This window comes from Streptomyces sp. DSM 40750 (assembly GCF_024612035.1).
In the GTDB taxonomy this organism is placed as follows: domain Bacteria; phylum Actinomycetota; class Actinomycetes; order Streptomycetales; family Streptomycetaceae; genus Streptomyces.
Genome location: NZ_CP102513.1, coordinates 3,708,419 through 3,733,262, shown reverse-complemented (window position 1 = coordinate 3,733,262; position 24,844 = coordinate 3,708,419). Strand labels below are relative to the sequence as shown.

19 protein-coding genes are annotated in these 24,844 nt (G+C 72.5%); 4 read left to right on the top strand and 15 right to left on the bottom strand.

Annotated features, from left to right (window positions below; genetic code table 11):
• Positions 1 to 14 precede the first annotated feature (14 nt).
• From JIX55_RS16725 to JIX55_RS16705, 5 genes are all read right to left on the bottom strand, one after another.
• Positions 15 to 1,772, bottom strand: a complete 1,758-nt coding sequence (locus tag JIX55_RS16725; RefSeq protein ID WP_257564128.1) for a serine protease — start codon at positions 1,770 to 1,772, stop codon at positions 15 to 17.
• On the bottom strand, positions 1,769 to 2,146 hold the full coding sequence (locus JIX55_RS16720) for a CU044_2847 family protein (protein ID WP_257564127.1): 378 nt from the start codon (positions 2,144 to 2,146) through the stop codon (positions 1,769 to 1,771). Before JIX55_RS16720 ends, JIX55_RS16725 begins: the two co-directional genes overlap by 4 nt.
• 127 nt (positions 2,147 to 2,273) lie before the next feature.
• Positions 2,274 to 3,632: a carboxyl transferase domain-containing protein gene (locus JIX55_RS16715; protein ID WP_257564126.1), complete on the bottom strand. Its 1,359-nt coding sequence runs from the start codon at positions 3,630 to 3,632 to the stop codon at positions 2,274 to 2,276.
• Complete coding sequence (locus JIX55_RS16710; RefSeq protein WP_257564125.1) at positions 3,625 to 5,103, bottom strand: acyl-CoA synthetase; 1,479 nt, start codon at positions 5,101 to 5,103, stop codon at positions 3,625 to 3,627. Before JIX55_RS16710 ends, JIX55_RS16715 begins: the two co-directional genes overlap by 8 nt.
• Before the next feature lie 69 nt (positions 5,104 to 5,172).
• Positions 5,173 to 6,489, bottom strand: a complete 1,317-nt coding sequence (locus tag JIX55_RS16705; protein WP_257564124.1) for an SLC13 family permease — start codon at positions 6,487 to 6,489, stop codon at positions 5,173 to 5,175.
• A gap of 223 nt (positions 6,490 to 6,712) precedes the next feature.
• Here JIX55_RS16705 and JIX55_RS16700 point away from each other — a divergent pair, with 223 nt between their 5' ends.
• Positions 6,713 to 7,423 (top strand): FadR/GntR family transcriptional regulator, encoded by a 711-nt coding sequence (locus JIX55_RS16700; protein WP_257564123.1) that lies wholly within the window; start codon positions 6,713 to 6,715, stop codon positions 7,421 to 7,423.
• Positions 7,424 to 7,613: 190 nt separating this feature from the next.
• Here the strand turns inward: JIX55_RS16700 and JIX55_RS16695 are convergent, their stop codons facing one another.
• Positions 7,614 to 8,702: a MerR family transcriptional regulator gene (locus JIX55_RS16695; RefSeq protein ID WP_257564122.1), complete on the bottom strand. Its 1,089-nt coding sequence runs from the start codon at positions 8,700 to 8,702 to the stop codon at positions 7,614 to 7,616.
• Between the two features lie 295 nt (positions 8,703 to 8,997).
• On the opposite strand from JIX55_RS16695, the gene JIX55_RS16690 reads away from it, so the two are divergent.
• From JIX55_RS16690 to JIX55_RS16680, 3 genes are all read left to right on the top strand, one after another.
• Positions 8,998 to 9,792 (top strand): DUF3152 domain-containing protein, encoded by a 795-nt coding sequence (locus JIX55_RS16690; protein ID WP_257564121.1) that lies wholly within the window; start codon positions 8,998 to 9,000, stop codon positions 9,790 to 9,792.
• A 161-nt stretch (positions 9,793 to 9,953) separates the two neighbouring features.
• Positions 9,954 to 10,844 (top strand): ATP-grasp domain-containing protein, encoded by an 891-nt coding sequence (locus JIX55_RS16685; RefSeq protein WP_257564120.1) that lies wholly within the window; start codon positions 9,954 to 9,956, stop codon positions 10,842 to 10,844.
• 141 nt (positions 10,845 to 10,985) lie between these two features.
• Positions 10,986 to 13,409 carry an ATP-binding protein gene (locus tag JIX55_RS16680; protein ID WP_257564119.1) on the top strand — a complete coding sequence of 808 codons (2,424 nt, stop codon included), beginning with the start codon at positions 10,986 to 10,988 and terminating at the stop codon, positions 13,407 to 13,409.
• Positions 13,410 to 13,522: 113 nt separating this feature from the next.
• Here JIX55_RS16680 and JIX55_RS16675 read toward each other — a convergent pair whose 3' ends face one another.
• The 9 genes from JIX55_RS16675 to JIX55_RS16635 form a co-directional block, all read right to left on the bottom strand.
• The gene (locus JIX55_RS16675) at positions 13,523 to 14,440 is read right to left on the bottom strand and encodes an MEDS domain-containing protein (RefSeq protein WP_257564118.1); all 918 of its coding nucleotides are present in this window, start codon (positions 14,438 to 14,440) and stop codon (positions 13,523 to 13,525) included.
• Positions 14,441 to 14,708: 268 nt separating this feature from the next.
• The gene (locus tag JIX55_RS16670; RefSeq protein WP_443046428.1) at positions 14,709 to 15,326 is read right to left on the bottom strand and encodes a hypothetical protein; all 618 of its coding nucleotides are present in this window, start codon (positions 15,324 to 15,326) and stop codon (positions 14,709 to 14,711) included.
• Positions 15,286 to 16,137 carry an FkbM family methyltransferase gene (locus tag JIX55_RS16665; protein ID WP_257564116.1) on the bottom strand — a complete coding sequence of 284 codons (852 nt, stop codon included), beginning with the start codon at positions 16,135 to 16,137 and terminating at the stop codon, positions 15,286 to 15,288. Before JIX55_RS16665 ends, JIX55_RS16670 begins: the two co-directional genes overlap by 41 nt.
• A complete protein-coding gene (locus tag JIX55_RS16660; RefSeq protein ID WP_257564115.1) occupies positions 16,134 to 16,373 on the bottom strand; it encodes a Trm112 family protein in 240 nt (79 codons plus the stop codon). Before JIX55_RS16660 ends, JIX55_RS16665 begins: the two co-directional genes overlap by 4 nt.
• Positions 16,370 to 17,290: a hypothetical protein gene (locus tag JIX55_RS16655; RefSeq protein WP_257569350.1), complete on the bottom strand. Its 921-nt coding sequence runs from the start codon at positions 17,288 to 17,290 to the stop codon at positions 16,370 to 16,372. The genes JIX55_RS16660 and JIX55_RS16655 overlap by 4 nt, the downstream gene beginning before the upstream one ends.
• Before the next feature lie 15 nt (positions 17,291 to 17,305).
• Positions 17,306 to 18,061: a class I SAM-dependent methyltransferase gene (locus JIX55_RS16650; RefSeq protein ID WP_257564114.1), complete on the bottom strand. Its 756-nt coding sequence runs from the start codon at positions 18,059 to 18,061 to the stop codon at positions 17,306 to 17,308.
• Positions 18,061 to 19,587, bottom strand: a complete 1,527-nt coding sequence (locus JIX55_RS16645) for a condensation protein (protein WP_257564113.1) — start codon at positions 19,585 to 19,587, stop codon at positions 18,061 to 18,063. Before JIX55_RS16645 ends, JIX55_RS16650 begins: the two co-directional genes overlap by 1 nt.
• The gene (locus JIX55_RS16640; RefSeq protein WP_257569349.1) at positions 19,584 to 24,044 is read right to left on the bottom strand and encodes an alpha-(1->3)-arabinofuranosyltransferase; all 4,461 of its coding nucleotides are present in this window, start codon (positions 24,042 to 24,044) and stop codon (positions 19,584 to 19,586) included. Before JIX55_RS16640 ends, JIX55_RS16645 begins: the two co-directional genes overlap by 4 nt.
• Positions 24,041 to 24,718: a class I SAM-dependent methyltransferase gene (locus JIX55_RS16635; RefSeq protein ID WP_257564112.1), complete on the bottom strand. Its 678-nt coding sequence runs from the start codon at positions 24,716 to 24,718 to the stop codon at positions 24,041 to 24,043. Before JIX55_RS16635 ends, JIX55_RS16640 begins: the two co-directional genes overlap by 4 nt.
• Positions 24,719 to 24,844 lie beyond the last annotated feature (126 nt).

Here is a 24,844-nt window from a genome sequence, read left to right as displayed (position 1 = left end):
GTGCGCACGTGTGATCAGCCGACAGGGGAGTGCTGGAAGCCGCCCGGGTCGGGCAGACATCTGGGGTCCTCCCAGAGCAGTGCCAGGTCGTGGGCCCAGTGCGGTTCGGCGGAGTCGGAGGAGTATGCCGCCTCCCGCAACTCGTGGATGTGGGCTGGGAGTTCACCGGCCGGAAGGCCTGCGAGGTGTTCGGTGAGGCGGTCCAGGAACGTGGATCCTCCGCAGTCCTCGTGCGCGGCGCCGCCCTGGCAGGCGGAGCGCGGCCACAGCATCACCGGTACGGCTGCGTTCAGGCTCGCTTGGAACAGCCGCCGGGACTCGTCCGTACGCGGCGGGGTGGCGAAGCCGACCATGTCCACGTCCCGCCGCAACCCGACCGTGAGTTTCAACGGATCCTGGCCGACGGAGGCACAGCCGATACGGTGCAGCCGGGTGTCCTGCCGGTCGTCGAGGTCCCGCCACTTCTTCCGCAGCCGGTGCTGGAGCGCACCGCTGCGCCGACGCTCCATGTCCATGACGACAAGGGGTGCGAAGGACCCCAGGGGGCTCATGTCGTCGGTGCTGCGGTGCCAGTGCGCCACATCGGCGTTGAGCCAGCGCCTCGGCAGCACGAAGGCGATCAACTCCTGCGCCCCCGGCTCAAGTTCGCGATAGGCCTCGTCGATGCGCGCCAGGGCGTACGCGCGGACCTGCTCGGCGGGCAGCCGGTCGGAACCCACCAGTCGGCGGTGGCGGCCGTCGTAGGCGGACACCTCGACGAGCAACAGGCGGTCGCCGCGGCCGCTCGGCTCGATCTCGACGAGGATGGGTGACCAGGTGCGGGCCGGCGCCACCCGGGGGACGGGTGTAGCCGCGGCCGTTTCGGCGGCGTAGGGCCACGACCGCAGCGCGTCCCGGGTCGGCTCGTCCTCGACGAAGTCGGCCAGCCTTCCGGCGAACCGCGCCACGGCCTCCCGGCCACGCACCTCGGACAGCAGATACCAGGCCGCGTCCCACAACGAGTCGAACCGGCGGGGCGGTGGCGGCCCGAACCGCCCGACAGCCTCGCGGTAAAGCCGATCGGGTGCGCACGCCGGTCCGCCCCGCCGCCCGACCGCCTCGATCAACAGCCGCAGCCGTTTCCTCTGCGCGCGGTCGTACTCCGGGGTCGGTATCAGGTCGCCGAGGGGTGCCCAGTAGCGGGTCATCACGGTGGCGGGCAGCATACGGCCGTTGCGGACAGCGGGGTCGCGCGCGGCTGCCGAGACCATGCCGACGACCTGGCCGGTGTCCGCCAGCGTGACCGCCGCCCCGCTGAAGCCCGGGGCGAGCGGTTGCCCGTACGAAGCCCACGCCTCCAGCTGAATCCATTCGCCGGCGATCAACTGGTGAGCGGTCGTCCGATACTCGGCCAGCGTGCCCTCCTCGTACTTCTTCGGGAAGCCGTAGGCGAGGAGTTTGCGCGGCGGGTCGCCGTACGCGTCGCCGGGGGCCGCGAACTCCGCGGGCCTGAAGGGAACTTCCCGGTCGAGTTCGAGTACGGCGACATCGCCGGGGTCGGTGTCGCGTCCGGCCCAGCCGCCGTGGGCGATCACCCGGGCGGGGATCGCCGCGTCGGGGTGATCGGGGGCGACGGACGGGGTGAGGCCGTGTGCGAAGGAGACGTGCACCGGTTCCGTACCGCTGCGGGCGATGACATGCGCGCAGGTCAGCACATGGCGTTCGGTGACCAGGAAGCCGGCTCCGCTGTCGCGGCCGCAGCTGATTCTGGCGTGCCAGGAGGCGCTGGTCATGAGGCGGGAGCGGTCCCCGTGGAACTGTCGGAGGCGTCGGAGCCGTCGGTCGGTCTCGGTGACCAGGAGAGCTTGACCACGAGATGGCCCTCGACCGCGCTCTTCGCGATCAGTGCGCCCGCCTCCGCGGTGAGCTTCACCCCGAATTCGAGTTCCACGGTGTCCGGTCGCAGCGAGCCGTCCCGGAACACCCGGAGCGCCGACGCGGCGGCCGCCCGCACCCCCTCCAGGGAGTTCTCGAAGGTACGCGTCGCCTGGACCGTGCCGTCGTCGCCGCGCGCGACGAGGCGGGAGCCGGAACCCGACTCGTCCTCCGACGTCTCGACGGTGATCACGGCACCGTCCTCGGTCTTGAACTCCACCAGGCCTTCCATGGCGCCCCCGCTTTTTCGTCGCCCATGACGTGCCGTCACCGCTTGGTTCATGACGTATCGTCATCACTTCTTGCCTGGGACATTGTTACGGACGTGCCGGTGGTTGTCGCGGTTTCCGTATCTCCTTTCACGCCCCGTCCGACGGGCCGACGACTCCCCGTACTACGCCCAGCTCCACCAAGTCCTGTGGCCGCACCCGGAGTTCGTCCGCCGTCGCCCGTACTCGCTCCTCCGGGCGCTTGAGGATCGCGGCCGCCAGTTCCGGTGCGATCACCGAGAAGTAACTGTCCGGTGCGGCCCAGGTGTTGTCCGGTGCGGCGAGGGCGAGGGCGCCGCCCGAGCCGCCCTCGCCGATGAGGAGCGTGGTGACGGGAGTGCGGGCGGTGGCCACGGCGGTGAAGAGGTCCGCGATGGCGGCGCCGGCGCCCTGGCGTTCCGCGTCGGCGTCGTTCGCGGCGCCGGGGGTGTCGACCAGGGTCAGTACGGGGATGCCCAGGCGGTCGGCGAGACGGATCAGGCGGGCGGCGGTGCGGTAGCCCGCCGGGCGGGTCGCCGTGCCTCGCTGGGCCGCGTAGGCGACGGTCCGGCCCTCGTGCTCGCCGAAGCCGCATGCCATGCCCGGGTCGGTGCCGCCGCCGACGCGGTCGCCGCTGATGGCCGCGCGGCGGGTGAAGTACGCGTCCAAGTAGGCGTCTGCGCGGGGGCGTTGGGGGGATCGGGCGCGGGTCACGGCTTCCCAGCCGGTGGTGGGGAGGGTGGGCGCCTCATGGGGTGTCGGGAGGGCATCCGGTGGGGGTGCCGGGGTCGTGGAGGGGGTGGTCAGCAGGGTCAGCCACCGGGCCAGCGTCTCTCGTAGGTCCTCCGGGGGTACGACCGCGTCCGCCGAGCCCGCCGCCACCTGGGACTCGGCCGTGTACGCCGCAGGGTCCGCGTCGGGCGGGCGGACCCGGGAGCCGGCGAAGCCGACCTGGGCGCCGGGGAGGGCGAGGATCACGTCGGCGCCCGCGCCGAGGGTGGCCCAGCCCCCGCCCGTCGTCGGGTCGCGGAGTACGGCGATCTGGGGGAGGCCCGCGGCGCGGGTGAGCGCCGACTGGCGTGCCACACGCTGGAGTTGGCTGAGGGCGCGCATCCCCTCCTGCATGCGGCTGCCGCCGGTCGCGATCAGCGAGACGACCGGCAGTCGTTGCTCGCGGGCGTACCCGTACGCCGACTCCAGCCGGTCGCCGGTGCGTTCGCCGAGCGAGCCGCCGAGGAAGCCGAACTCGAAGGCGATGAGCACGGCCTCCGTCGTACGGATGGTCGCCCGCCCGCACACCACCGACTCCTCCTCCCCGGTGCGCTCGGCGGCCCGGGCGCGCGAGGCGTCGTAGCCCTGCCAGGCGAGGGGGCCGTCGGGCTCGTACTCCCTCTCGGAGTCGGGGAGCTGGGTGAATGTGTCGGTCACCAGGGCGATGACCTCGCGGGCCGTGCGGCGGTGGTCAGTCATCCGTGTCGGCCGTCCTCAGTGCCCGCTTCATGATCTTGCCCATGTCGTTGCGGGGGAGGGAGGAAAGGTAGTGGACGGTTCGGGGGCGCTTGTGGGGGGACAGACGGGTGGCGACGTGGGCGGACAACTCCTGGGCGGGAGGCGGTGATTGGGGGTTCGCGGGGACGATCCAGGCGACTACGCGTTCGCCCAGGTCGGGATCCGGTTCACCGGTGACCGCGGCTTCCCGCACCCCCGGGTGCTCCAGCAGCGCGTTCTCGATCTCGCCCGCGCCGATCTTGTAACCGCCGCTCTTGATGAGATCGGTGGCCTTGCGGCCGACGATCCGTACATAGCCGTCGGGGTCGCGGACGGCCATGTCACCGGTGTGGAACCAGCCGTCGGGGGTGAAGGCGGCGGCGGTCGCGTCGGGGCGGTTGAGGTACTCGGTGAAGAGGTTCGGGCCGCGTACCTGGATCTCGCCGACCGACTCGCCGTCGTACGCGGTGAGGGGCGTGCCGTCGTCCTCGACCAGCCTCAACTCGACGCCCGGCAACGGGACTCCGACCGTGCCGGCGCGGGGTTCGCCGTCCGCGCGGACACTGGTGTTCATCAGGGTCTCCGTCATGCCGTACCGCTCGATCACCCGGCGCCCGGTCGCCGCCGCGATCCGCTCGTGGTCGTGCACGGGCAGCGCGGCCGAGCCGGAGACGAGGAGGCGAGCGCGGCCGAGTGCCTTCGCCAGTTCCGGTTCGGCGGGCAGGGCCTCGGCGATCCGGTGGTACATCGTCGGCACGCCGAACAGCATGGTCGCGCCGGCCGACAGCTCCCGGGCGACCCCTTCTGTGTCGAACCTGCCCAGGTGACGGACCGATCCGCCGCGCCGCAGCGGGCCCAGGATGCCCAGGATCAGACCGTGTACGTGGAAGAGGGGCAGGGCGTGGACCAGTACGTCGTCGGCGGTCCACTGCCAGGCGTCGGCCAGTGCGTCCAGGGTGGTCGCGACGGCGCGGCGGGGGATGACGGCGCCCTTGGGCGGGCCGGTGGTGCCGGAGGTGTAGACGACGAGGGCGGCGTCCTCCCCGGTCGCCGTGTGTTCGTCGAGGTCGGCCTGGCCCGTGCCGTCCACGTCTTCGTCCACGTCTACGTCGATGCGCTCCAAGTCCCTCAGCGGCGAGGGGAGTTCGTCGGTCGGCGCGGTCAGCACCAGGGAGGGGGCGCTGTCGGACAGGATGTGTCCGAGTTCCTTCTCCCCGGACTTCGGGTTGAGGGGTACGGCGGCTACGCCGGCCCGCAGGGCCGCCACGACGGCGACGGCGGTCTCCAGCGTGGGGGTCGCCCAGACGGCGACCCGGCCGCTGCCCTTGAGGCGGTCCGCCAGGGCGCCGGTCGTGGCCGCGAGTTCCGCGTAGGTCAGGGAACGGTCGCCGAAGCGGAGGGCGGGGCGCCCGGCCCGGGTGTCGTCGGTGAGGGCCGGGAAGAGAGGGGACACGTTGTGAACTCCTTGGTCGTTGCCGGTTTCGCTGTCTGACCGTCGGCGGCCTGGGCGGTCACCCGAGGGCTACCCGAACCCCGGGACGACCAGCACCAGCCACACCACCGCGGGTACCACCGCCACCACGATCCCTCCGTAGACCATCAGCTGTCGGAAGAAACGCTCACGGTCGACGTCCGGTGCCGCGGCCAGGACCAGGGCGCCGTTCGTGGAGAAGGGGCTCACGTCCACGACCGTGGCGGACACGGCGAGTGCCGCGACCATGCCTATCGCGCCGATCTCGCCCTGTGCCAGGAACGGGACGGCCAGGGGGATCAAGGCGCCCATGATGCCCACGGACGAGGCGAAGGCCGACACGATCGCGCCGATGTAGCAGAGCAGGACGGCTGCGAGGAGGGGGACGCCGATGTCGCTGACGCCCTCGCCGGCCCAGGTGATGGTGCCCATCTCGTCCAGTACGCCTACGTAGGTGAGGACGCCGCAGATGAGGAGGACCGTGGACCAGGCGATCTGGCCCACCGCCTTGCGGCTGTCGTCCGGCCAGACGGCGCTGAGGACTACGGCGAGGGTGATCGCGGTGAGGCCTGCGTCCAGGTCGAAGGCGAGGACCGCGAGGACGAGGGCGGCCAGGGCGGTGAGGGTGGCTGCGCGGGCGGGGGTGAGGCGGACGGTGTCGGGGCGGGTGGCCACGGTGGCGGTGCCCCCCGTGCCTGTGCCCGTGCCGCCCTCCGGCGGAACCTCCTGGCCCCTCTGGTCGTCGGTCTCCACCGCCCCTTGAGCCCACAGCTTCAACCCGCCGAAGAGCACGAACACCACACCCGCGATGATGACGTTCGCGATCAGCGACGTGAGGAACAGGGCGATTTCGTTGCCCGGCAGCTTCTCGCGCTCCACGATGCCGTTGACGATCGTGCCGTAGATGCTGATCGGGGAGAAACCGCCGCCCTGGGCGCCGTGCACCACCATCGCGCCCATGAGCAGCGGGCTGATCCCGTAGCGGGCGGCGAAGCTGAGCGCGATCGGCGCGACGATGGCGACCGCGGCCGGACTGACGGCACCGATCGCCGTGAGTGCGCCGGTGATGAAGAACATCACCCAGGGGATCAGCGCCACCCGGCCCCGTACGAGCCGGATCGAGGCGTGCACCAGCCAGTCGGTGGTGCCGTTGGCGCGGGCGATCGCGAAGAGATACGTGACGCCGACGAGGACGACGAACAGGTCGCCGGGGAAGCCGGCGAAGATGCCGTCCGCGTCGAGATCGGCGACGAGTTCGCCCACGCCGAAGGCGGCGGCGAAGGCGAGCGCGCCCATGTTCACGGAACGGGTCGTGGCGATGACGAACACCACGGCGAGGACGAGGATCGAGATGAGTTGGGGGGACATACGGGCTCCCGTCGTTGGGTCCCGGAGGGCGCTGGTGAGGGGTGAGGCTGCAGGAGGATGCCGCTTGCGGGGCGAGTGGTCGAGTGGCTGAGCCACTTTTGATTCGTCAGCGTGGGGCCGTACGGGGACGGCGTCAAGAGGTTGCGCAAAATTGGCTGAGCCACTTGGCCACCAGGCCAGTGCGGCGGGCCGGTGTTACGCTCCCGAACGAGAGGGGGACCCCGTGACCGACGCCCTGCGCCCCATGACCAAGCAGCGCCTCTACGAGCAGGTCCTCGACCGGCTGCGTCAGTACGTCGTCGAGGGCGGCCTGAAGGCCGGTGACCGGCTGCCGCCCGAGCGGGACCTGGCCCAACGGCTGGGGGTGAGCCGGGCCTCGGTGAAGCAGGCGATCGTGGTGCTGGAGGTCCAGGGACTGGTGGAGGCGCGGCACGGCGGCGGCACGTATCTCGTCCGGGACAGCCTCGATGTCGAGCCGGTCGAGAAGATGGTCGAACGGCGCCGACGGCTGCCCGATGTCCTGGACGCCCGCGAGGCGTTGGAGACGAAGCTCGCCGAACTGGCCGCCGAGCGCCGCACGGACGACGACCTGGCCGCGATGCGCGACGCGCTCGCCCACATGGCCGGGGAGATCGAGCGGGACGGGCACGGCATCGAGGGCGACCGGCTCTTCCACGCGGCGGTCACGGCGGCCGCGCACAGCGGTCTGCTCGCCGAGTTCATGCGCTCCATCGCCGACCAGATCGCCGAGAGCCGCACCGAGTCGCTGCGCCAGCCGGGCCGCCCCGACCGTTCCCTCGCCCAGCATCAGGCGATCCTCGACGCCATCGCCGCCCGGCAGCCCAAACAGGCGGCCACCGCGATGCGCCGCCATGTGCGCACGGTCGCCAAGGTCCGCCTGCTGGACTGGGATCCGGGCGACTCGCCTTCGTGAGGGGCCGGGCGGTCCGCCGCGCCGGACTTCGCCCCACCGAGGGCGCGGCGCGCGGCACAGCGGAACGGCGGAACGGCGGATAGCGCCGAGGCTCACCGACGGCCCTCGCCTCGTCGGCTACCGGCGGTCCTCGCCCCGTGGCGACCGGTGATTCCCGCCCGTTGGCTACCGACGGTTCTCGCCCCGTCGGCTACCGGCGGTTCTCGTCGCCCCGGTCCGTGGCCTCGCTCCCCACCACGTCCGCCACCACACAGCTGACGTTGTCCGGCCCGCCCGCCTCGTTCGCCTCGGTGACGAGTGCGCGTACGGCCGCCTCCGGGTCCGGGACCGAGGACAGGACGCGCTGGATAACCGGGTCGGGGACGACCGACGACAGGCCGTCCGAGCAGAGGAGGTAGCGGTCGCCGGGGTGGGCGTCGTGGAGGTGCAGGTCGGGGGTCGACCTGCTGTCGTCGGTTGTCAACGCCCGTAGGAGCAGGGCGCGTTGGGGATGCGCCGTCGCCTCCTCGGCGGTCAGCCGGCCCTCGTCGATCATCGACTGGACGACGGTGTGGTCGTGGGTGATCCGGAACAGCCCGCCGCCGCGCAGCAGATACGCGCGGGAGTCGCCGATGTGCACGAGGGCGAGCCGGGAGCCGGTCCAGAGCATCGCGGTCAGGGTCGTGCCGTCGTCCCCGATCTCCGCGATGTTCCGTACGGCGTCGGTCGCGCCCCGTACCGCGTCCTCCAGCAGGTTCAGGACGCTGCCCGCCGGGAGGGTGTCGCGGTCCAGGGTCTTCAGCGCCTCCACGGCGGCCGAGCTCGCGGGCGCCCCGGCCGGACCGAAGCCGTCGGCGACGGCGAGGACGCGGGTGCCGGCGTAGGCGGTGTCCTGGTTGGCGGCGCGGACCAGGCCGGTGTCGGAGAGAGCGGCGTAACGGAGTTCCAGCATCGTGGTGTCCTCCTCGGACGTAGGGGCGAAGTGGTCCACGAGGAAGGCCGCGAGGTCGCGTCGGGTCGCCGTCTCGGCCTCGACCCCGGCCCAGTACGCCCGGATCTCCCGGGCCGCCGGTCCCGGCTGAAGCGCGCACACCGTACGGATACGGGCCAGCGGCATGCCCAGCCGGCGCAGCCAGGCCACCAGCCGGGCCTGTTCCAACTGTTCGGTGGCGTAGTAGCGGTAGCCGGTGTCCGGGTCGACCCGGGCGGGCCGGAGCAGCTCCAGCTCGTCGTAGAGGCGCAGCGCTTTCGGCGACAGCCGGCACGCCTTCGCGAAGGCCCCGATCGTCAGCATCCCCATGGCTCCCCCTGGCGCCCCTTCGGTCCCGGCCGTTCCTCGTTCCGCGATCGATGCTGGGGCTTCACCGAAGGTGAAGGTCAAGCGGTGTGCCACGACCACGCCGCTCATCCGTTATCGTTTCGTGACCGCCCGCACGATATCCGATCACAACCTGATCACACTCTGAAGGAACATGACCGCGCACAACGCAACACCTTCCCGCGCCCGCCGTCGTCGGAAAAAGGCTCCCGGACGCCGGGGGAAGGGGCCCGCGCGTCAGGGGAGAGGCCGTCTGTGGGGCGGTGGGCTGGGGGCGATGACCGTCCTCGGCGTGGCCGGATTCGCGGCCGTGGGCTGGACGCCCGGCGGCTCGGGGGAGTTGTCGAACGAGGCCGGGGCCACCGCGTCCGCCGAGCCCTCGCCGGAGCGGTCCCGCCGCTCACCCAGCCCCGGTTCCACCCCGACCCGTAGCCCCTCCGCCTCGCCCAGTACGTCTCCCAGCAAGTCGCCGAACACGTCGTCCCCCGGCTCGTCCCAGGTCACCATCCCCGAGACCGGCCCGGGGACGTTCACCACGGCGTCCGGTGGCAGCGGCAAGGTGGGGGAGGGCGTGCCGCTGCGCTACCGGGTCGACGTCGAGAAGGGCCTGTCGCTCTCCGCCGCCGACGTCGCCGAGCAGGTGGAACGCATCCTCGCCGACCCGCGCGGCTGGACCGCGGACGGCGACTCGGCCTTCCAGCGGGTCTCCGGTGGCCGCACCGACTTCGTCGTCAAGGTCGCGACCCCCGGCACCGTCGACGACATCTGCGGCGAGTACGGGCTGAACACCCGCGGCGAGGTCAACTGCAACGTCGGCCGGAACGTCATGGTCAACCTCAAGCGCTGGGAACTGGCGACCCCCGTCTACGCCAAGGACATCGAGGCCTACCGCGCACTGATCATCAACCACGAGGTCGGCCACTTCCTCGGCCACGGCCACGTCGGCTGCCGCGGCAAGGGCAAGCCCGCCCCGGCGATGATGCAACAGATCAAGGGCATGGACGGCTGCGTCCCCAATGTCTGGCCGTACGACGCGAAGGGGCGGCTCATCACGGGGCCCGCCGTGCCGTGAGCCGGAGCACCCCCGCGGAAGCCCGCTCCCTTCCTGCCCCCCGCGCTGTTGTTAGCCTGCGCCGGAGACCGGTCGTCCCCCGGGCGGCAGCCCGTACGCAGCCATCGACGTAGACCCAGCAGCAGCCGCCGCAGACGCAGACGCAAGAGAATGGAGCCACCGTGGCCCGCACAGCCGCCCCCCGAATAGCCGTCGCCACCTACGACCCCGGGCCGGAGACCAGTGCCGACCGGGATCTGCCGGTGCTGGTGCGGGCGCTGGGGGAGGCCGGGGCCGACGCGGCGGCCGTGCACTGGGACGACCCGGCGGCCGACTGGGCCGGCCACGACCTCGTCGTCATCCGGTCCACCTGGGACTACAGCTGGCGCGCGGCCGAGTTCGTCGCCTGGGCGGAGAAGACCGGCAGGGCGACCCGGCTCGCCAACCCGGCCGAGGTCGTGCGCTGGAACACCGACAAGCGGTACATCGGGGATCTCGCCCGGGCCGGGGTGCCCGTCGTACCGACGGCCTATCTCGCGCCGGGCGACCCCGTGGAGCTTCCGGCGGCGCACGAGTACGTCGTGAAGCCCACCTCCGGCGCGGGCGCCCGGTTCGCCGCCCGGTACACCCCCGAGCAGCGGGAGACCGCCGTACGGCATGTCGAGCGGATGCACGCCGAGGGGCTCACCGCGATGGTGCAGCCGTTCGTGACGAGCATCGACACCGCCGGTGAGCGGGCCCTGCAGTTCTTCGGGGGCAGGCTGCTGCACGCCAGCCGCAAGGGGGCGGTGCTGGCGCCCGGCACGGCGTACGACGCCGACAAGGTCGCCCACCCGGACCTGGAGCCCTGGACCCCGACCGAGGCCGAACTCTCCGTCGCGAAGCGTGCGTTGGCGGCCGTACCGGGTGAGCCCGAGCTGCTGTACGCGCGCGTCGACCTCGTCACCGGGGACGACGGGCAGCCGTGCGTGATGGAGCTCGAACTCGTCGAGCCCAACCTCTTCCTGTGGCTGCACACCGATTCGCTGCCCCGCGTGGTCGAGGCGATCCTGGCGGCGGCGGCCGACGGCTGACCGCGCAAAGCCCCTGCTCATCCGAACCGCACGGCCCCCTCACCCGAAGAGGCGGGAATTCGGTGAAGGGCGCGTTCAGCCCGTGCCCGCTGCCTACCCTTCGCGGTTACAACAGCGCGTACGGGAACCACAACTGAGGGCGTGACCAGGGTCGTGGGCGGATCGGAGTCGCAGCGCACTTCCGGTTTCCCGGCGGAGCTGACGAGCTTCGTGGGGCGACGGGACGAGGCGGCGGATGTCAGACGGTTGTTGTCGGCGGGCAGACTGCTGACACTGACGGGACCCGGCGGGGTGGGCAAGACCCGGCTCGCCGGGCATGTGGCGGGACAGGTCGCACGGGCCTTCGCGGACGGCGTGTGGCTCGTACCGCTGGCCGTGCTGCGCGACGAGGCGCTCGTCCCGCACGCCGTGAACGACGCACTCGGCGTCCGCAACGAGACCGTACGGCCCCCGCTGGAGATCCTCGTCGACCACCTGCGCGAGCGGCGGTTATTGATCGTCCTCGACAACTGCGAGCATGTGCTGCGGAGTTGCGCGGTCCTCGCGGGGACCGTGCTGGCGGCCACCGAGGGCGTACGGATCCTCGCCACCAGCCGGCACCGGCTCGGGCTGGCCGGGGAGCAGCTCTTCGAGGTGCCGCCGCTGCCCGCGCCCGCGCCGGAGGAGCTGGGCCCGTCGGCGGTCGAGTCGTTCCCCGCGCTGCGGCTGTTCGCCGACCGGGCGGCGGCCGTGGTCCCCGGCTTCACCGTCGGCGAGGGCAACCAGCAGGCCGTGGCCCGGCTCTGCCGACGCCTCGACGGACTGCCGCTGGCCATCGAACTGGCGGCGGTACGGGTGCGCGCCCTCGGCGTGGATCAGCTCGTCGAACGCCTCGACGACCGCTTCTCGCTCCTCACCGGCGGCAGCCCGACCTCAGCGCCCCGCCACCGCACCCTGCGCTCCGCCGTCGACTGGAGCCATGAACTGTGCACCCCCCAGGAGCAGTTGGTGTGGGCGTGGCTGTCGGTGTTCGTCGGCGGCTTCGACCTGGCCGCTGCCGAAGCCGTCTGCGCCGCCGAGGCCGCCTGCACCGGAGAGGAAACGGCCTCGGGCGCCGTCCTGGACGCCGTCGCCGGGCTCGTCGACAAGTCGGTGCTCGTCAGGGAGGAGCACGCCGGCCAGGTCCGCTACCGGCTGCTGGTCTCGCTGCGCGACTACGGGCTGGAGAAACTGCACGACCTGGGCGACGCGACCGAGACCCGGCGGCGCCACCGGGACCACTTCGCGCGCCTCGGCGCCGAGTACGAGCAGGCCTGGTTCGGCCCCGACCAGGCGGAGATCACCGAACGGATCCGCATCGACCAGGACAACTTCCGGGCGGCGCTGGACTTCTGCCTCACCACGCCCGGCGAGGCCCAGCACGGGCTGCGGTTGGCCGCCGGCCTGTGGTTCCACTGGGTCGCGGGCGGCATCTGGGGCGAGGGCCGCCACTGGATGGACGGCGCCCTGCGCGCCGGGGCCCGACCGGACGAGGCACTGACCCGGGCCCTGTGGGCGAGTGCCCTGACCTCGCTGGTCCACAGCCGCTCCGCCGCCGTGCTGGCCGGCCTCGACCCGGTGCAGACCGCGGCCGTCGCCGACCAGGAACTCCCGGTGCCCGCCCCTCCGCCCGTGCCGGCCGGCACCCTCGGCCCGGCCCGGGGCCGCACCTCCACCGCCTTCGTCGTCCTCACCCGCGTCGAACTGGCCTGCACCCTCGTCAGCCGGGGCCGCGCGGCGGAGGCGATCCCGCTGTGCGCCGAGGCCGTCGCCCTCTGCGAGGCCCACGGCGAGCAGTGGGCCCGCTCCTGGGCGCTGCGCACGCTCGCCCTCGCGCACTGGGCGGAGGGGCAGTACGACCGCGCCGCCGAACACGCCCGCGCCTGTCTGCGGCTGCCGTACACCGTGCGGCGGCACCAGAGCCTCGCCCGCACCCTCGACCTGCTCGCAGCCGCCGAGGCCCTGGCGGGCGACGCCGAACGGGCCGGCGTCCTGCGCGGCGCCGCCGACCGCGTCTGGCACGACATCGGCGGCAACCCCATGGACTTCCTCCACCCGGGCCGCCCCCGCGCCGCCGAACACCACGCCCGCCGCACCCTCGGCGACCGCGCCTACGCCCAGGCCCACCGCCGCGGCGGCTGCCTGTCGTTGGAAGAGGCGGTCGCGTACGCCCTGGGTGAACCGCGGGAGGGGTCGGCCTCCGGCGTACGTACGGGTGCCGCGTCCGGCGCGCGTACGAGTGCCTCCTCGGCCGTACGGACGAGTGCCGCCTCGGCCGCACGGCAGGGCGCTGCCCCGGCCGGGAGCCCTGTCGGCGCGGCCCCGGCGGTGAACCCCGATGCCCTCCCCGACCCGGTCCCGCTCACCCGGCGTGAACTCCAGGTCGCGGCCCTCGTCGCCCAGGGCCGCACCAACAAGCAGATCGCCGACCACCTCGTCATCGCCCGCCGCACCGCCGAGGGCCACGTCGAACGCATCCTGGTGAAGCTGGGCTTCCACAACCGCAGCCAGGTGGCGGCCTGGTTCAGCGCGCGGTCGGAGTCGTAGCGGTGGTCGTACACACCGGGGCCGGCAGCGGGACGGACAGGGGGACCGTGGCGCCCCGGTGGGTGTTCGTGTCGGCGCCGCGGACGCGGAGCTCCCTCCGCGGCGTCAGTCCCTCACTCACCCGGCGCCCCCTCCTTCTCCTCTCCCTCCACGCTGACCACCAGCTGGGGCACTTCACCGGCGCCCAGCTGTTCCAGCACCAGCCCCAGCAGTTCGCCGCAGCGGACGGTGACCTCGCTGCCGGCCGGGAGCGACGCGGCGAGGCTGATGAGCTGCCAGGCGCAGTGGGCCTCCATGAAGCACAGATCACGGAGGTCGAGGACGAAGTGGCTGGGGCCGGAGTCGTCACGGTGTTCCAGCGCCTCGCGCAGTGCCTCGACGAACTCGGTCCGGGTGCTCAGCTCGGCGGTGCCGGTGATCCGCCCGCCGTCCGGGGTCTCGGTGACCTCCACGGAGTCGAGGCGTTCCATGACCCGCAACGGGTGGACCTTGCCGACGCGGGCCGTGAGGTCGTCGTCGAAGCTCTGCCGGTCGTACCAGCAGATCGCGGTGAACAGCGGGTCCGTGAACAGCGGCGCCACCGACGCCTCGTAATCCAGCAGCCGGTCGTGGCCGAGGTTGACGCGGGGTGCCCAGTTCATGTCGGCGGTGATCCGCAGCCCCGCCCAGCCCTCGTCGCAGGCGCGGTCGACCTCGGCGGCGTACGCGTCGATCGTGCGCTGCTCCTGGAAGCGGCCGTCGGGCACGTAGATCTCCGTGTTGCGCTTGAGCGACAGCTGACCGCCCGCCCGCGCCGCCACGACCTGCCCGCTGCCCCGGTCCAACAGGGAGACCACCTCGTCGTCGCTCAGGTCCTCCGGGTCCATGACGAGCAGGACCTTCTCCCCGCGCGCCAGACTCGTCCGTGTGTACGCCGTGAACACCTTCCACGGCGACTCCCCGTCCACGTCCGCCGCCCCCATGCATGCGTGATCCCCCAGCCGCAGCCGCTCGACGGGCACGGTTCGCTCCGCGGGGTGCTGGGGCGTCATGGGGGGCCTTCCGTGAGGATCAGAACTCTGCACGGACAGTAGGCCCATGGGCGGTGCCAACGGCCGGATGATCGCCAATCTCCTACTTAGGTGCCTTTTGGGACCGATCGGGGACATGACTGACCGCTCGCGTACGTGACCTGACACCGTACGACCGCACCAGCGCCCCTTCAGGGGCGCGGGGTCGTGTCGATGTGCGGCTCCGCCGCGTGGGCGCGACCAGCCTCCACGAACCCGAGGCCGCAAACGCACCCAGCCTCCCGAGCTCTCAGGCGACCCTCTGCAACAACCCCCACGTGAACTCGGCGACACGCTCCCGCCGCACCCCCCGCCCATCGGGCGCGACAAACGCCAGCCCCCACCGAGTCGGCGCCGTCCCCTCCAACGGCCGCGCCGGCGCGAAGGCCCGCGCCACCTCGTCCACGGTGCAGGACCAGGGTGTCAGGTCCTCCACGACGCGCAGCTCGGGCCCGGGGACTCCCGGCGCCCGCACCAGCCACTCGTTCCACACCGCCCCGTTCGGCGCGAGCAGTACTTCGAAGCGGAGGTCGGACCACAAGGGGACCGGCCACAACCACGCCTCGCACTCCAGGTCGCCGATCTTCCGGGGCGTCACCGACTCCGGCGCGCCCAGAACCGACCGGTACCGGGAGGCCGACCCCCGCCCCCGGGGCGACCGCACCATCGCCTGCCACCGCTTGTTCGCCTCGCGCATCTCCGCGATCGAGACGCCCAGCTCACGACGGGCGTCCTCGACGAGCTCCGGATTGTGGTCGGCCATACGCCGCAGCAGCACGAGCTGGAAGTCGAGCGGAGTGAACGGACCGGAGGGGGAACCGGGCGGCCTACCGGGGCCGGGGCGCTTCGCGGAGGACATGGGGTCCATCGTGGCGTACGGCGCCCGAGGCGGTTCGGCGGCCACCGGCCCACTCGCCGGGCCGGCGTCCGTCCGGCAGGAACAGCACCGAGTTGACGTACCGAGGCCCGGCGAACGGCAGCACGCGGCGCAGCAGCCCCTTCGACGCCACATACGACGTACGGGCCTGGTGGGCCTCCAGCGCGGCCGGGGCGAGGGGGAGCCAGGTCGAGGCGGGAAGGACCCAGCCGGCGTAGCCGAGGCCCGTGAGGAGGTCGACGACCGGGGTGATCGGCTGGATGCGGGACTCCAGTTCGACGAAGAGGGCCGGCCGGTCGCGGACGAGCAGGCCGGACGCGCCGCGCAGGACGGCCAGTTCGTTGCCGTCGACGTCGATCTTGATGAAGCCGACGTCGGTGAGGCCGAGGCCGTCGAGGGTGACGCAGCGGACGTCCAGGGCGCGGGCGTGGATGTCCCGGCGGACCAGGGAGGACACACCCCGCTCGCCGTCGTCGCCCGACGGTAGCCAGAGCCGGGCGGTGCCCGGGTGGTCGGAGGCGGCGGCCTGGACGACACGGACGTTGGAGAGGGCCGCCGACGTGAGCAGCCGGGCCAGGCGGGGGACCGGCTCGACGGTCACCACGCGCCCGGCTCGCCGCGACAACCGCCGCGTCCAGGGGCCGTACCAGCCGCCGACGTCCACCGCCGTGCCGCACCGCGGCGGGCACAGCTCGTCGAGCCGGGCCAGCTCCGGCTCGAAGCGCGGATAGACGAGACGGGCGGCCGCGGCGATCAGCCGCTCCGGGAGGAGCGGTGCGAGCCGGGCGGCGAGCGTGGTCATGAGCTCATCCTCTTGAGAAGTTTCTCGTGTTCGTCCTCCGTCACCTGCTCGCCCGAGGACGGCAGCAGCTGCGGAATGCCGTCCACGATCGGGTAACGGCGGTGCAGCCGCGGGTTGTAGAGCGACTCCGGGGCCTGGGAGGTGTCCGGTCGCTCCTCCTCGTGGACCACCAGATGCAGCGGCCCCTTGTCCAGCGGGCACGCCAGGATCCGGAGCAACGGGTCGTCGGGGTTCATGGAGGGGTCAACTCCTTGGCCGATACGGAGGGTTGGGGCGCGGATGGCGGGGCCGGGGTGTCGTGCTTGGGCATGCTCAGCAGTACGGCGACCGCCAGCACCGTGCCCGACAGCCGCAGCGCCAGCCGCAGCGGATCGTCGGGCAGCGACTCGCCGAACGACAGCGTGCCGAGCACCGCCGTGAACAGACAGGTCACCGTCGTACAGACCGGCACGATCAGCGAGGCCCGGCAGCGCTGGAGTGCCGCCTGGGACATCACCAGGCCGAACGCGCCGGTGAAGAGAAGGAGATAGGGATACGGGGAGCGCAGCAGCCCGACGACCGCGTCCCCGAGGCCACCTGTGGTCAGGTAGCTCGACACGCCCTTGATCGCGAGCGAGCTGACTCCGTACAGCAGGCCCACCGCCACGCCGTACTCGACGCCCGTGGTCGGCAGCCGGTGTACGCGCCGGGCGCGCCGCTCGGCGGACCGGTACAGTCCCACACCCGCCGCGAGCGTCGGCAGACAGATCGTCAGGACCAGCGCGTACGGCGCCCCGCGGCTGACCGTGTCGGAGCCCTCGTCCAGCGACAGCACCACCATCAGCAGTGCGGCGAGGATGGCCCCGAGGGCGTACCGCTCCCGGCCCGTCGTCTCCTCGCCGAGCAGCCGTGCCGACAGCAGGACCAGCAGGACCAGCCCCGAGACGAAGATGCCCTGGGCGGCGGCGATCGGCAGTGTCCGGTACACGGCCAGCTGCGCGGCGAACCCGGCGGCCAGCGACAGCGAGCCCGCGATCCACAGGGGGCTGCCGACGACCAGCCGCAACAGCTTCACCGGCTCGCGGACCGTCACCTGCGGCATCGCGGTGAGGGCCCGTTTCTCCAGGACGAATCCGGTGCTGTACAGCGCGTTCGCCAACAGGGCCGCGGCCACTCCCCACCACATCGCCTACATCCTCCGGGCGTGCAGCAGCAGGATCGACGCCGCCGACGGGGCCGCACAGGCCAGCCGGTCCAGCGCACGCAACGGACGTGGTACGCCGTGGAAGGGCGCCCCGCGCAGCCGTACGACCTCGAAGCCCGACGCGGCCACGAACTCCCGTAGCGCGCGGGCGGTGTAGAGCCGCAGATGGCCCACGACCTCCGTCCCGGGGCGGCCGTGGATACCGCGCAGGCTCACTTCCGAGAACACCGGCTGGACGCCCGCGAGCAGCAGGGCGCGGTTGTACCAGGCGGCGAGATTGGGTGTCGACAGCATCAGATGGCCGCCCGGGCGCAGCACGCGGTGGATCTCGTCGAGGGCGGAGTCCGGGTCGACCAGGTGCTCGATGACCTCGCTGAACAGGACGGCGTCGGCGGACTCCGACCTGAACGGCAGTCCGCCGTCGGCCAGTTCACCGCGGATCGCGTACGGGACGCGGGTGCGGGCGCGTCTGAGGGCGTCCTGGGACCAGTCGACGCCGATGATGCGGTGGCCGGTGAGGAGGGGGGCGGCGGTGGCCGCGGCGGTGCCGTCGCCGCAGCCGATGTCCAGGACGGTCCTGGTGTTCCGGGTGGCCGGGCCCAGGGCTTTGGCCAGCATGCGGGCCTGGGCGAGGCTGCGGGGGGTGCCGGAGGCGACGGGGACGGAGGGGTCCTCGTAGAAGTCCCGAAGTCCCTTGCGCGGTACGTGGGTTGGGGTGTCGGTGGGTGTGGTGGTCGGCATCACTCGGTGTCCTCTTCCGTCGCGTGCAGGTAGTGCTCGAAGAGGTCGCGGAGGTGGGCGCCGTCCCCGTGGCTGAGCAGGGCGCGGGACCAGCGCAGGGCCAGGTGGAGGCGGCCCGCCGTGGAGGCGGTCGTCACCGTGAGGCCGCGGGGCATGCGGGCGGGGGCCGAGAACCACACGGCGTGGGCGCGGCCGGCTTCCTCGCCGAAGTCCAGCGCGTACGGGACGCGGCCGATGTTGCTGAGGAGTGTCGTCGACGTCCAGGGGGCCGCCGCTCGGCGCAGGCCCCTTGTGAGGGCCGCGCGCCAGGACACGGGAACCACCGGGGCCGTCAAGAGGGAGGCGCCGTGGCCCAGTTGGGGCCTCTGGAGGGATTTCAGGGCACGGGTGCGTTCCGCTGTGCGGCGGAGGAGGGTCGGGATGGGCGTGTGGGTCGGGTTCAACTCGCCTGGGAAGAAGGGGACTTCCACCAGGCGGGTGCCGTTTCCTATCGGCATGTCCGTGTCCCTCGGGCGGTCGTCCACGGGCATGGTGATGCGGAGGGGGCGGGGGTGGGCGCCGTGTTCCCGGTTCCAGTGGGCGAGCATCAGGGCCGTGGTGACCATGAGTTGGTCGTTCACGGTGTAGGGGGCGGACTTCCGGCGGCGGGGGACGGGGAGTTCGGTGACGAGCATGCCGTTGCCGGGGGAGGGCTCGGGGGCGCCGGGGGCCACTCGTGCGGGGCGGGTCCAGTTGGAGGGGGTTTCCGTTTCGGGCGGGGTCGGTTCGTCCGGGGTGGGGGCGGGGCGGACGGGTGGGGCTGTGGGGGAGTTGTCCTTGCCGCTGTACAGCTCCGCCGCGGTGGCGAGGATGCGGAGGCAGGCCGGGCCGTCGAGGGCGGTGTGGTTGATGGTGAGGAAGAGGACGGTGCCGGTGGGTTTCGGATCAGCCGCCCCAGCTGCGGGCAATCGCGCCGCTGGGGCGGTGGGGGTCCCCCCGCTCGATCGAAGCCGAGAGTGGGGGAGGGTGGGCGCGGCGGCACCTCGTACCGCCGAGCTGCGGAACCTCCCCCCGGCCGGCTCCGCCCCCGAGCGCCCGACTGCGTGGCCCACGTCGTCGCTGGCTTCGCTGCCCACCGCCGGCCCCGCCCCCGCCACCACCTCCAGACGGATCGGCGGCGACAGCGACAGTGGTGGGGCCTCCACCAGGGCCCTCGTCCGCGCGTCCCGCAGCGCGTGCGGACCCGCCGGCACGAAGGTCACCACCTCCACCTCCGGCTCCGAGGTCAGTTCCCACTCGTAGCGGCGGCTGTACCAGTGGCCGGGGGCCTCGCGCATGAGGATGCGGGGATGGTGATGGAGAGCGGTGGTGAAGGCGGTGCGCAGGCGGTCGGGGTCGAGGTGGCCGGGGAGGTGGACCTCGATGTGGACGGTCTCGGGTTCCTCCTCCTGGAGGCAGTGGCGGGACACCTCGTCGACCACCGGGAAGGGGATGCGGACGGGGCCGTGGGCGGCGTCGTCCCGTGCGGGGTGGTCCAGTGCCGTCATGCCGGGGCCCCCTTTCCCGTACCGCCGTCGTACTCCGGTTCCGTACCGCCGTGGTGGTCCGGTCCCGCACCGCCGTTGTGGTCCGGTCCCGTACCTCCGTCGTCGTCCGGCGGTGTCGCCCTGAACTTCGGCTTGGTGAGGGGAAGCCGCCGGGTCGGTGTGTCCGGGTCCCCTTGCAGGGAGCCGGGACCGCGCGCGGAGATCGTCGGGCTCGCGGCGGATTCACCACCAGCCGGGGCGGGGGCCACGCGCCTCCGCTGCGGCAACGGCGCGGTGGGCGCCTCCGTCCCCGGCGGCACCTCGAACTGCCGCGTCGAGCCCGGCCGGTCGGAGGAGGACTCCACCCCCGCGCCCACACTCACCAGTGCCGCGAACAGGCCGATGAACGCCAGGAGTTGGGCCACCGGCCCGAACGCTCCCTCGTCCGCCGCCACCGGCTCGCCCGCCCCGAGGGCGGCGGCGATACCGGCGCCGGCCAGGGCCAGGAAGGCGATCGGCACCAGCAGCGTGTGCCGTTTCCAGGCGAGCAGGGCGAGGAGCGGGACCAGGAGGGCGAAGAAGCCCGCGATGACGATGCCGACAAGGGTGAGGGCGATCGTGCCCAGCCAGAGGCCGGGGCCCGGCGGGGTGGGCTGGGGTTCGTCCGGGTTGGGCTCCTGGCGGCGCCAGAGGGCCAGCCCGATCAGGGCCACGAGGCCCACACCGGCACCGATCAGGCCGGCCTCGTACGTCACCGACGGCTCGTACGACAGCTTGACCGTGCCGCCCGAACCGCCGGGGACGCGCCAGCCCTGCTGCCAGCCGTCGAGCCTGACCGGGGTCAGCTCGCGGCCGCCCAGGGTGGCCTTCCAGCCGTCGTTGTAGTTCTCGTACGTCGTCAGATAGGAGGCCGCGCCGTCGCCGACGGTGACCTCGCGGCGGTCGCCGAGCCAGTCCCGTATCCCCAGGTCGCGGCCGCCGGCCGTGGGCTCGGCGAGCGAGCCCCGGGTGAGGGTCGCGGTGGTGACGGCCAGGGCGCCCGAGTCCTCGGACTCGAAGGTGTGCCGGTCGGACGCGTCGAGCTCCAACTCGGCGTTCCCGCGGTCGTCCTGGCACAGCGTCAGGTCGATGGACCGGCGCTCGACCAGGTCCCGTACCGTCCCCTGCGCGCTCGTCTGGTACAGCGTCCCGTCCACCTCGACGACCGGGCCCTTGCCGCACGGGAGCTCGAAGTCCCGGGTCGGGGCGGGCTGCGGGGTGCGGTACTGGTCCAGTGCCGGGATGTACGCCTCCGTGAGGCCGACCGGGAGTTGCAGGTCGTCGTCGGCGACGGGGTTGTGGACGGTCAGGGGGGCCGTCTCGGTGATGGTGATGTCGAGGCGGTCGGTGGTGATCGGGTCGAAGCGGACCCAGCCGTCCTCGTCGACACCGGCGATGACCGCGCCGTCCGGGGAGCTGATCTCGACCTGCGTCGGCCGGGTCGACAGTCCGCCGGCCGGGGCCAGGACGAGCGAGTTGACCGGCCACCTGTCGCCCCAGCTGAGGTGGATCGTGGGGTCCTCGCCCGCGATCCACGCCGTCGTGAGGTCTCCGTCGGTCAGATTGCGCGGCGAGAGCCCGGCCCCGAGGGAGGCCGTGGATGCGGCGGTCGCCGTGATCCGGGTCTGCTGCTCGGGGGCGACCTCGTACAGCAGCTTGTCGAGTTCCTCGCCCGGCACGGGTACGGCCGTCGCCTTCACCTCGTACGTCCCCGCCGTGGAGGTGGCGAAGGTGCGGTGCAGGCCCGGTTCCGTGCCCGTCGGGGAGAGCCCGGTCGGGTCGGCGGCCCGCTGGAGCGAGACCATCTCGGCGGACGCGTCGGACTCCTTCGCGTCCGTCGGCAGCCGCAGCATCCGGGTGACCTTGACGCCGGGGAGGTCGACCTCGGAGAAGCCCGCGCCGACGAGTCCGGTGTGCCGCTCCGCCGATTCCAGGATCGTGATCTTCAGCCAACCGCTCTCGCCCGGACGGGCGTTGACCGTCTGCGTCGAGCCGTCGGCCTGGAGGTTCGTGGAGCGCGAGCCCTGCTCGGTCTCCACCTTGATCCGCGTCGGCGCCGACCGCACCCCGTCCTGCGGCAACGGCGTGACCTCGAAGGTCTCCGGAATGTCCTGGCTGCCGTCGAAGTCGATCCGCAGCCACTCCCCGTCCGCCGACCCGGCCGCACCCTCCGCCCAGGCCGTGCTCCGGTCGCCGTCGAAGGCGTTCACCGGGTCGTACTGGGGCAGATGGAACAGCCAGTTGCCGCTCGTCGAGGCGGTCACCGACTTGGCCCCGCGCAGCTCGGCGACCGTCTGATGGGCGAGGCCCGACTTCGGCAGGATCTGTTTCGGCTGCTCACCGGGGTCCTGCACACTCCCGCTCGGATTCCGCTCGTTCGCCGTGTACGTGTACGACGTGTTGGCGTTGACCAGGCCGAAGCGGGTGTCCGCGCGGCGCAGCCCGTCGCCGACCACCTGGACGGCCGGGGTGCCGAGGCCGGGATGGTTGTCGCCGGTCAGCACGGTGGGGCGGTCCCGCAGCTCCGGATCGGCGGCCAGCGGCAGCAGCGACTCGGGGCCGCCGGAGACGACGGCCGTGTCCGCGATCGCCTTCAGCCCCGCCTGCCCGGGACGCGGCACGCCCTCGGCCGGGCGGTAGATCTCGACGGCCCGCTGCCGTGCGTACAGTCCCTCGACCTGGAGCGGGGTGCCCTCGGCGATCCGCCCGCCGGTCATCATCGGCCCGAGCCCCGTCACCCGCTCGTACCCCGACTGCTCCAGGGTCCGCTTCACGGTCGTGGTCGGCACGGAGCCGACCTGATCCGGGTCCAGGTCATTGCGTACGACGACGTAGTACAGACCCGCCCGGCTCAAGTAGTCGGCGAGGCCCGGGACTTCGCCACCCGTCAGCAGTGCCTGCTCGACGGCGTCCATCGCGCGCCGGTTGCCGGCGGTGCCGAAGGGGACGTAGTCGCGCTGCGCCCACCGGGACTCGGCGAGCACATCGAGCGGCTGGTCGACGGTCGTGCCCCAGGTGTGGATGCCGTGCGCGGTGGCCGGCACGACCAGAGCGCGGGAGTCCGGTGAGTACTTCTCCAGCCAACTCGCCGTCGCCTGCCAGTACTTGGGCAGCTCCTGGAACGAACCCGGCTGCAGGACGGACCCGTTGAGATACGGCCACAGCAGCCCGGGCAGGACGAGGACGGCCGCGATGAGCGGCGCGAACCGCCGCCCCCGCACCCGGCGGGCCCCACGCGGCTGCGCGGCCACCCCCACCAGATGCGCCAGTCCGAGGACGAGCGCGAGCGCCAGCCCCGTCTGGAACTTGTAGATGTTCCGGAAGGGCGCGAGGCCCCCGTTCAGCCAGTCCTGGACCACCCCGTGGAAGGGCGCCCCGAACGCGCCGCCGTACCCGGCGAGCGTGATCAGCGCGACCACCAGCACGGACAGCACCAGCCACCGCCGCTCGGGCATGTCCCGCCGCGCGAGCCCGGCCAGCCCCAGCCCCGCCGCCAGCGCCGACGACAGAATCACGATCACGGAGGCGGCGACGCTCCACCCGGCCGGCAGCCAGGCCTCACCGAAGTTCAGATACGCCACCCAGTTCCCGGCGCCCCGCAGCGCCTCGGTGGCGGACATCGTGGCCGTCGTGGTCTGCGAACTCTCCACGTACGGAAGGAAGTTCTCCCCGTGGATGCCGAGCAGCAGCAGCGGGATCACCCACCACGCGGTCGCCAGGATCACCCCCGGCACCCACCAGGCGATCAACCGTCGCTGCCGCGGCCCCGGCGTCCGGGTGAGCAGATACAGCCCCACGGGCAGCAGCGAAGCCAAGGTCGCGGCCGCGTTCACCCCGCCCATGAACGGAATGACGAGCGCCGACCGCAGGGCGGCCACCCGCGCGCTGTACCGCTCGTTCGTCAGCGGCAGCAGCACCCACGGCAGGAAGGCCCCCGGCAGCGCGGCCGCGGACGTCGACCCGACGACGGTGGTGAACACGGGCCACAGCGCATAGGCGGCAGCGGCCACCAGCCGTGAAGCGGAACTCCCGACCCCCAGCCGCTCAGCCAGCCGCAACGCACCCCAGAAAGCCACCGACACGATCAGCGACAGCCACAGCCGCTCCGCGAGCCACACCGGCAGCCCGACCAGATCGGTCAGCCCGTAGTAAGGCAGCATCGGCCACAGGTAACCGACGTACTGGTCCTGGATCCCGCCGAACCCGCCCCGGTCGTGCCACAACTGGCCGAGGTCGGACACGAACTGCCAGGGATCGGTGGTGACCCCGAGCTTGGTGTCGAAGGTCTGCCGCCCCGGCTGCACGGCGACCAGCAGCACGAACACCACGGCCCAGAATCCCAGCAGCCAGCGCCGCGACCGAGGACCCTCCGGGGGACCCTCGGTCGTGCCCGCCGGCCGTACCGGCGCGGGAGGTGGAGCCTGGACCGTGCTCGTCATGGTGGACACCGCCGGAGGATGAGGAGGAGGTTCCAGGTGGCGAACTCGCGCAGCCCCGGCGCCTTCACGACGGTCTCCGCGAGAAACGGCCAGTAGCGGGAGCGCGCCGACACGACCGTCACGTCGTCCCGGTCGCGCACCTGCCGCAGAGTGCGTCCGATGTGCACGGCGAAGAGGTTCTCGCCGAGCGTGTGCTTGGCGTCCTTCCCGGTACGGCGCCGATAGCGGGCCCGCGCCCGCTCCGCCCCCAGGTAGTGCCAAGGCGCCCACTCGTGCCCGCCCCAAGGGGACAGCCAGTTCGTGAACGACACATAGATCAGCCCGTCGGGCCGGGTCACCCGCACAAGCTCACTGATGAAGGTCGGCGGATCGGCGACATGCTCCAGCACGTTGGAGGAGAACGTGACGTCCGCGACGCCGTCCCCGAGGGGCAGGAGATACCCGTCGGCGACGACGGCCCCGTCCGGCGGCTTCGTCCCCAACTCCCGCAGATCCGGCTCGAAGAGGTATGCCTGCGCACCCCGCCGCCGAAACTCCTCGGTGAAGTACCCGCTCCCGCCGCCGACATCGACGACGGTCCGCCCGTCGACCGGATCGCCGTAGGCCTCGACCTGATCAACGGCATCGCGGGCGAGGAGGGTGTAGCAGTACTCGGGATCGTCCTGCTCCCGCATGAAGGCCCGGAAGAGGGTGAGGGACCGCCGAAAAGAGGGATCCTTCAAAGCAGCCGGTCCATTTGAGGGGCGCGGGGAACCGCGCGACAAGCCACGACGAACCAGCACTCGCCGACGCTCGGTCGA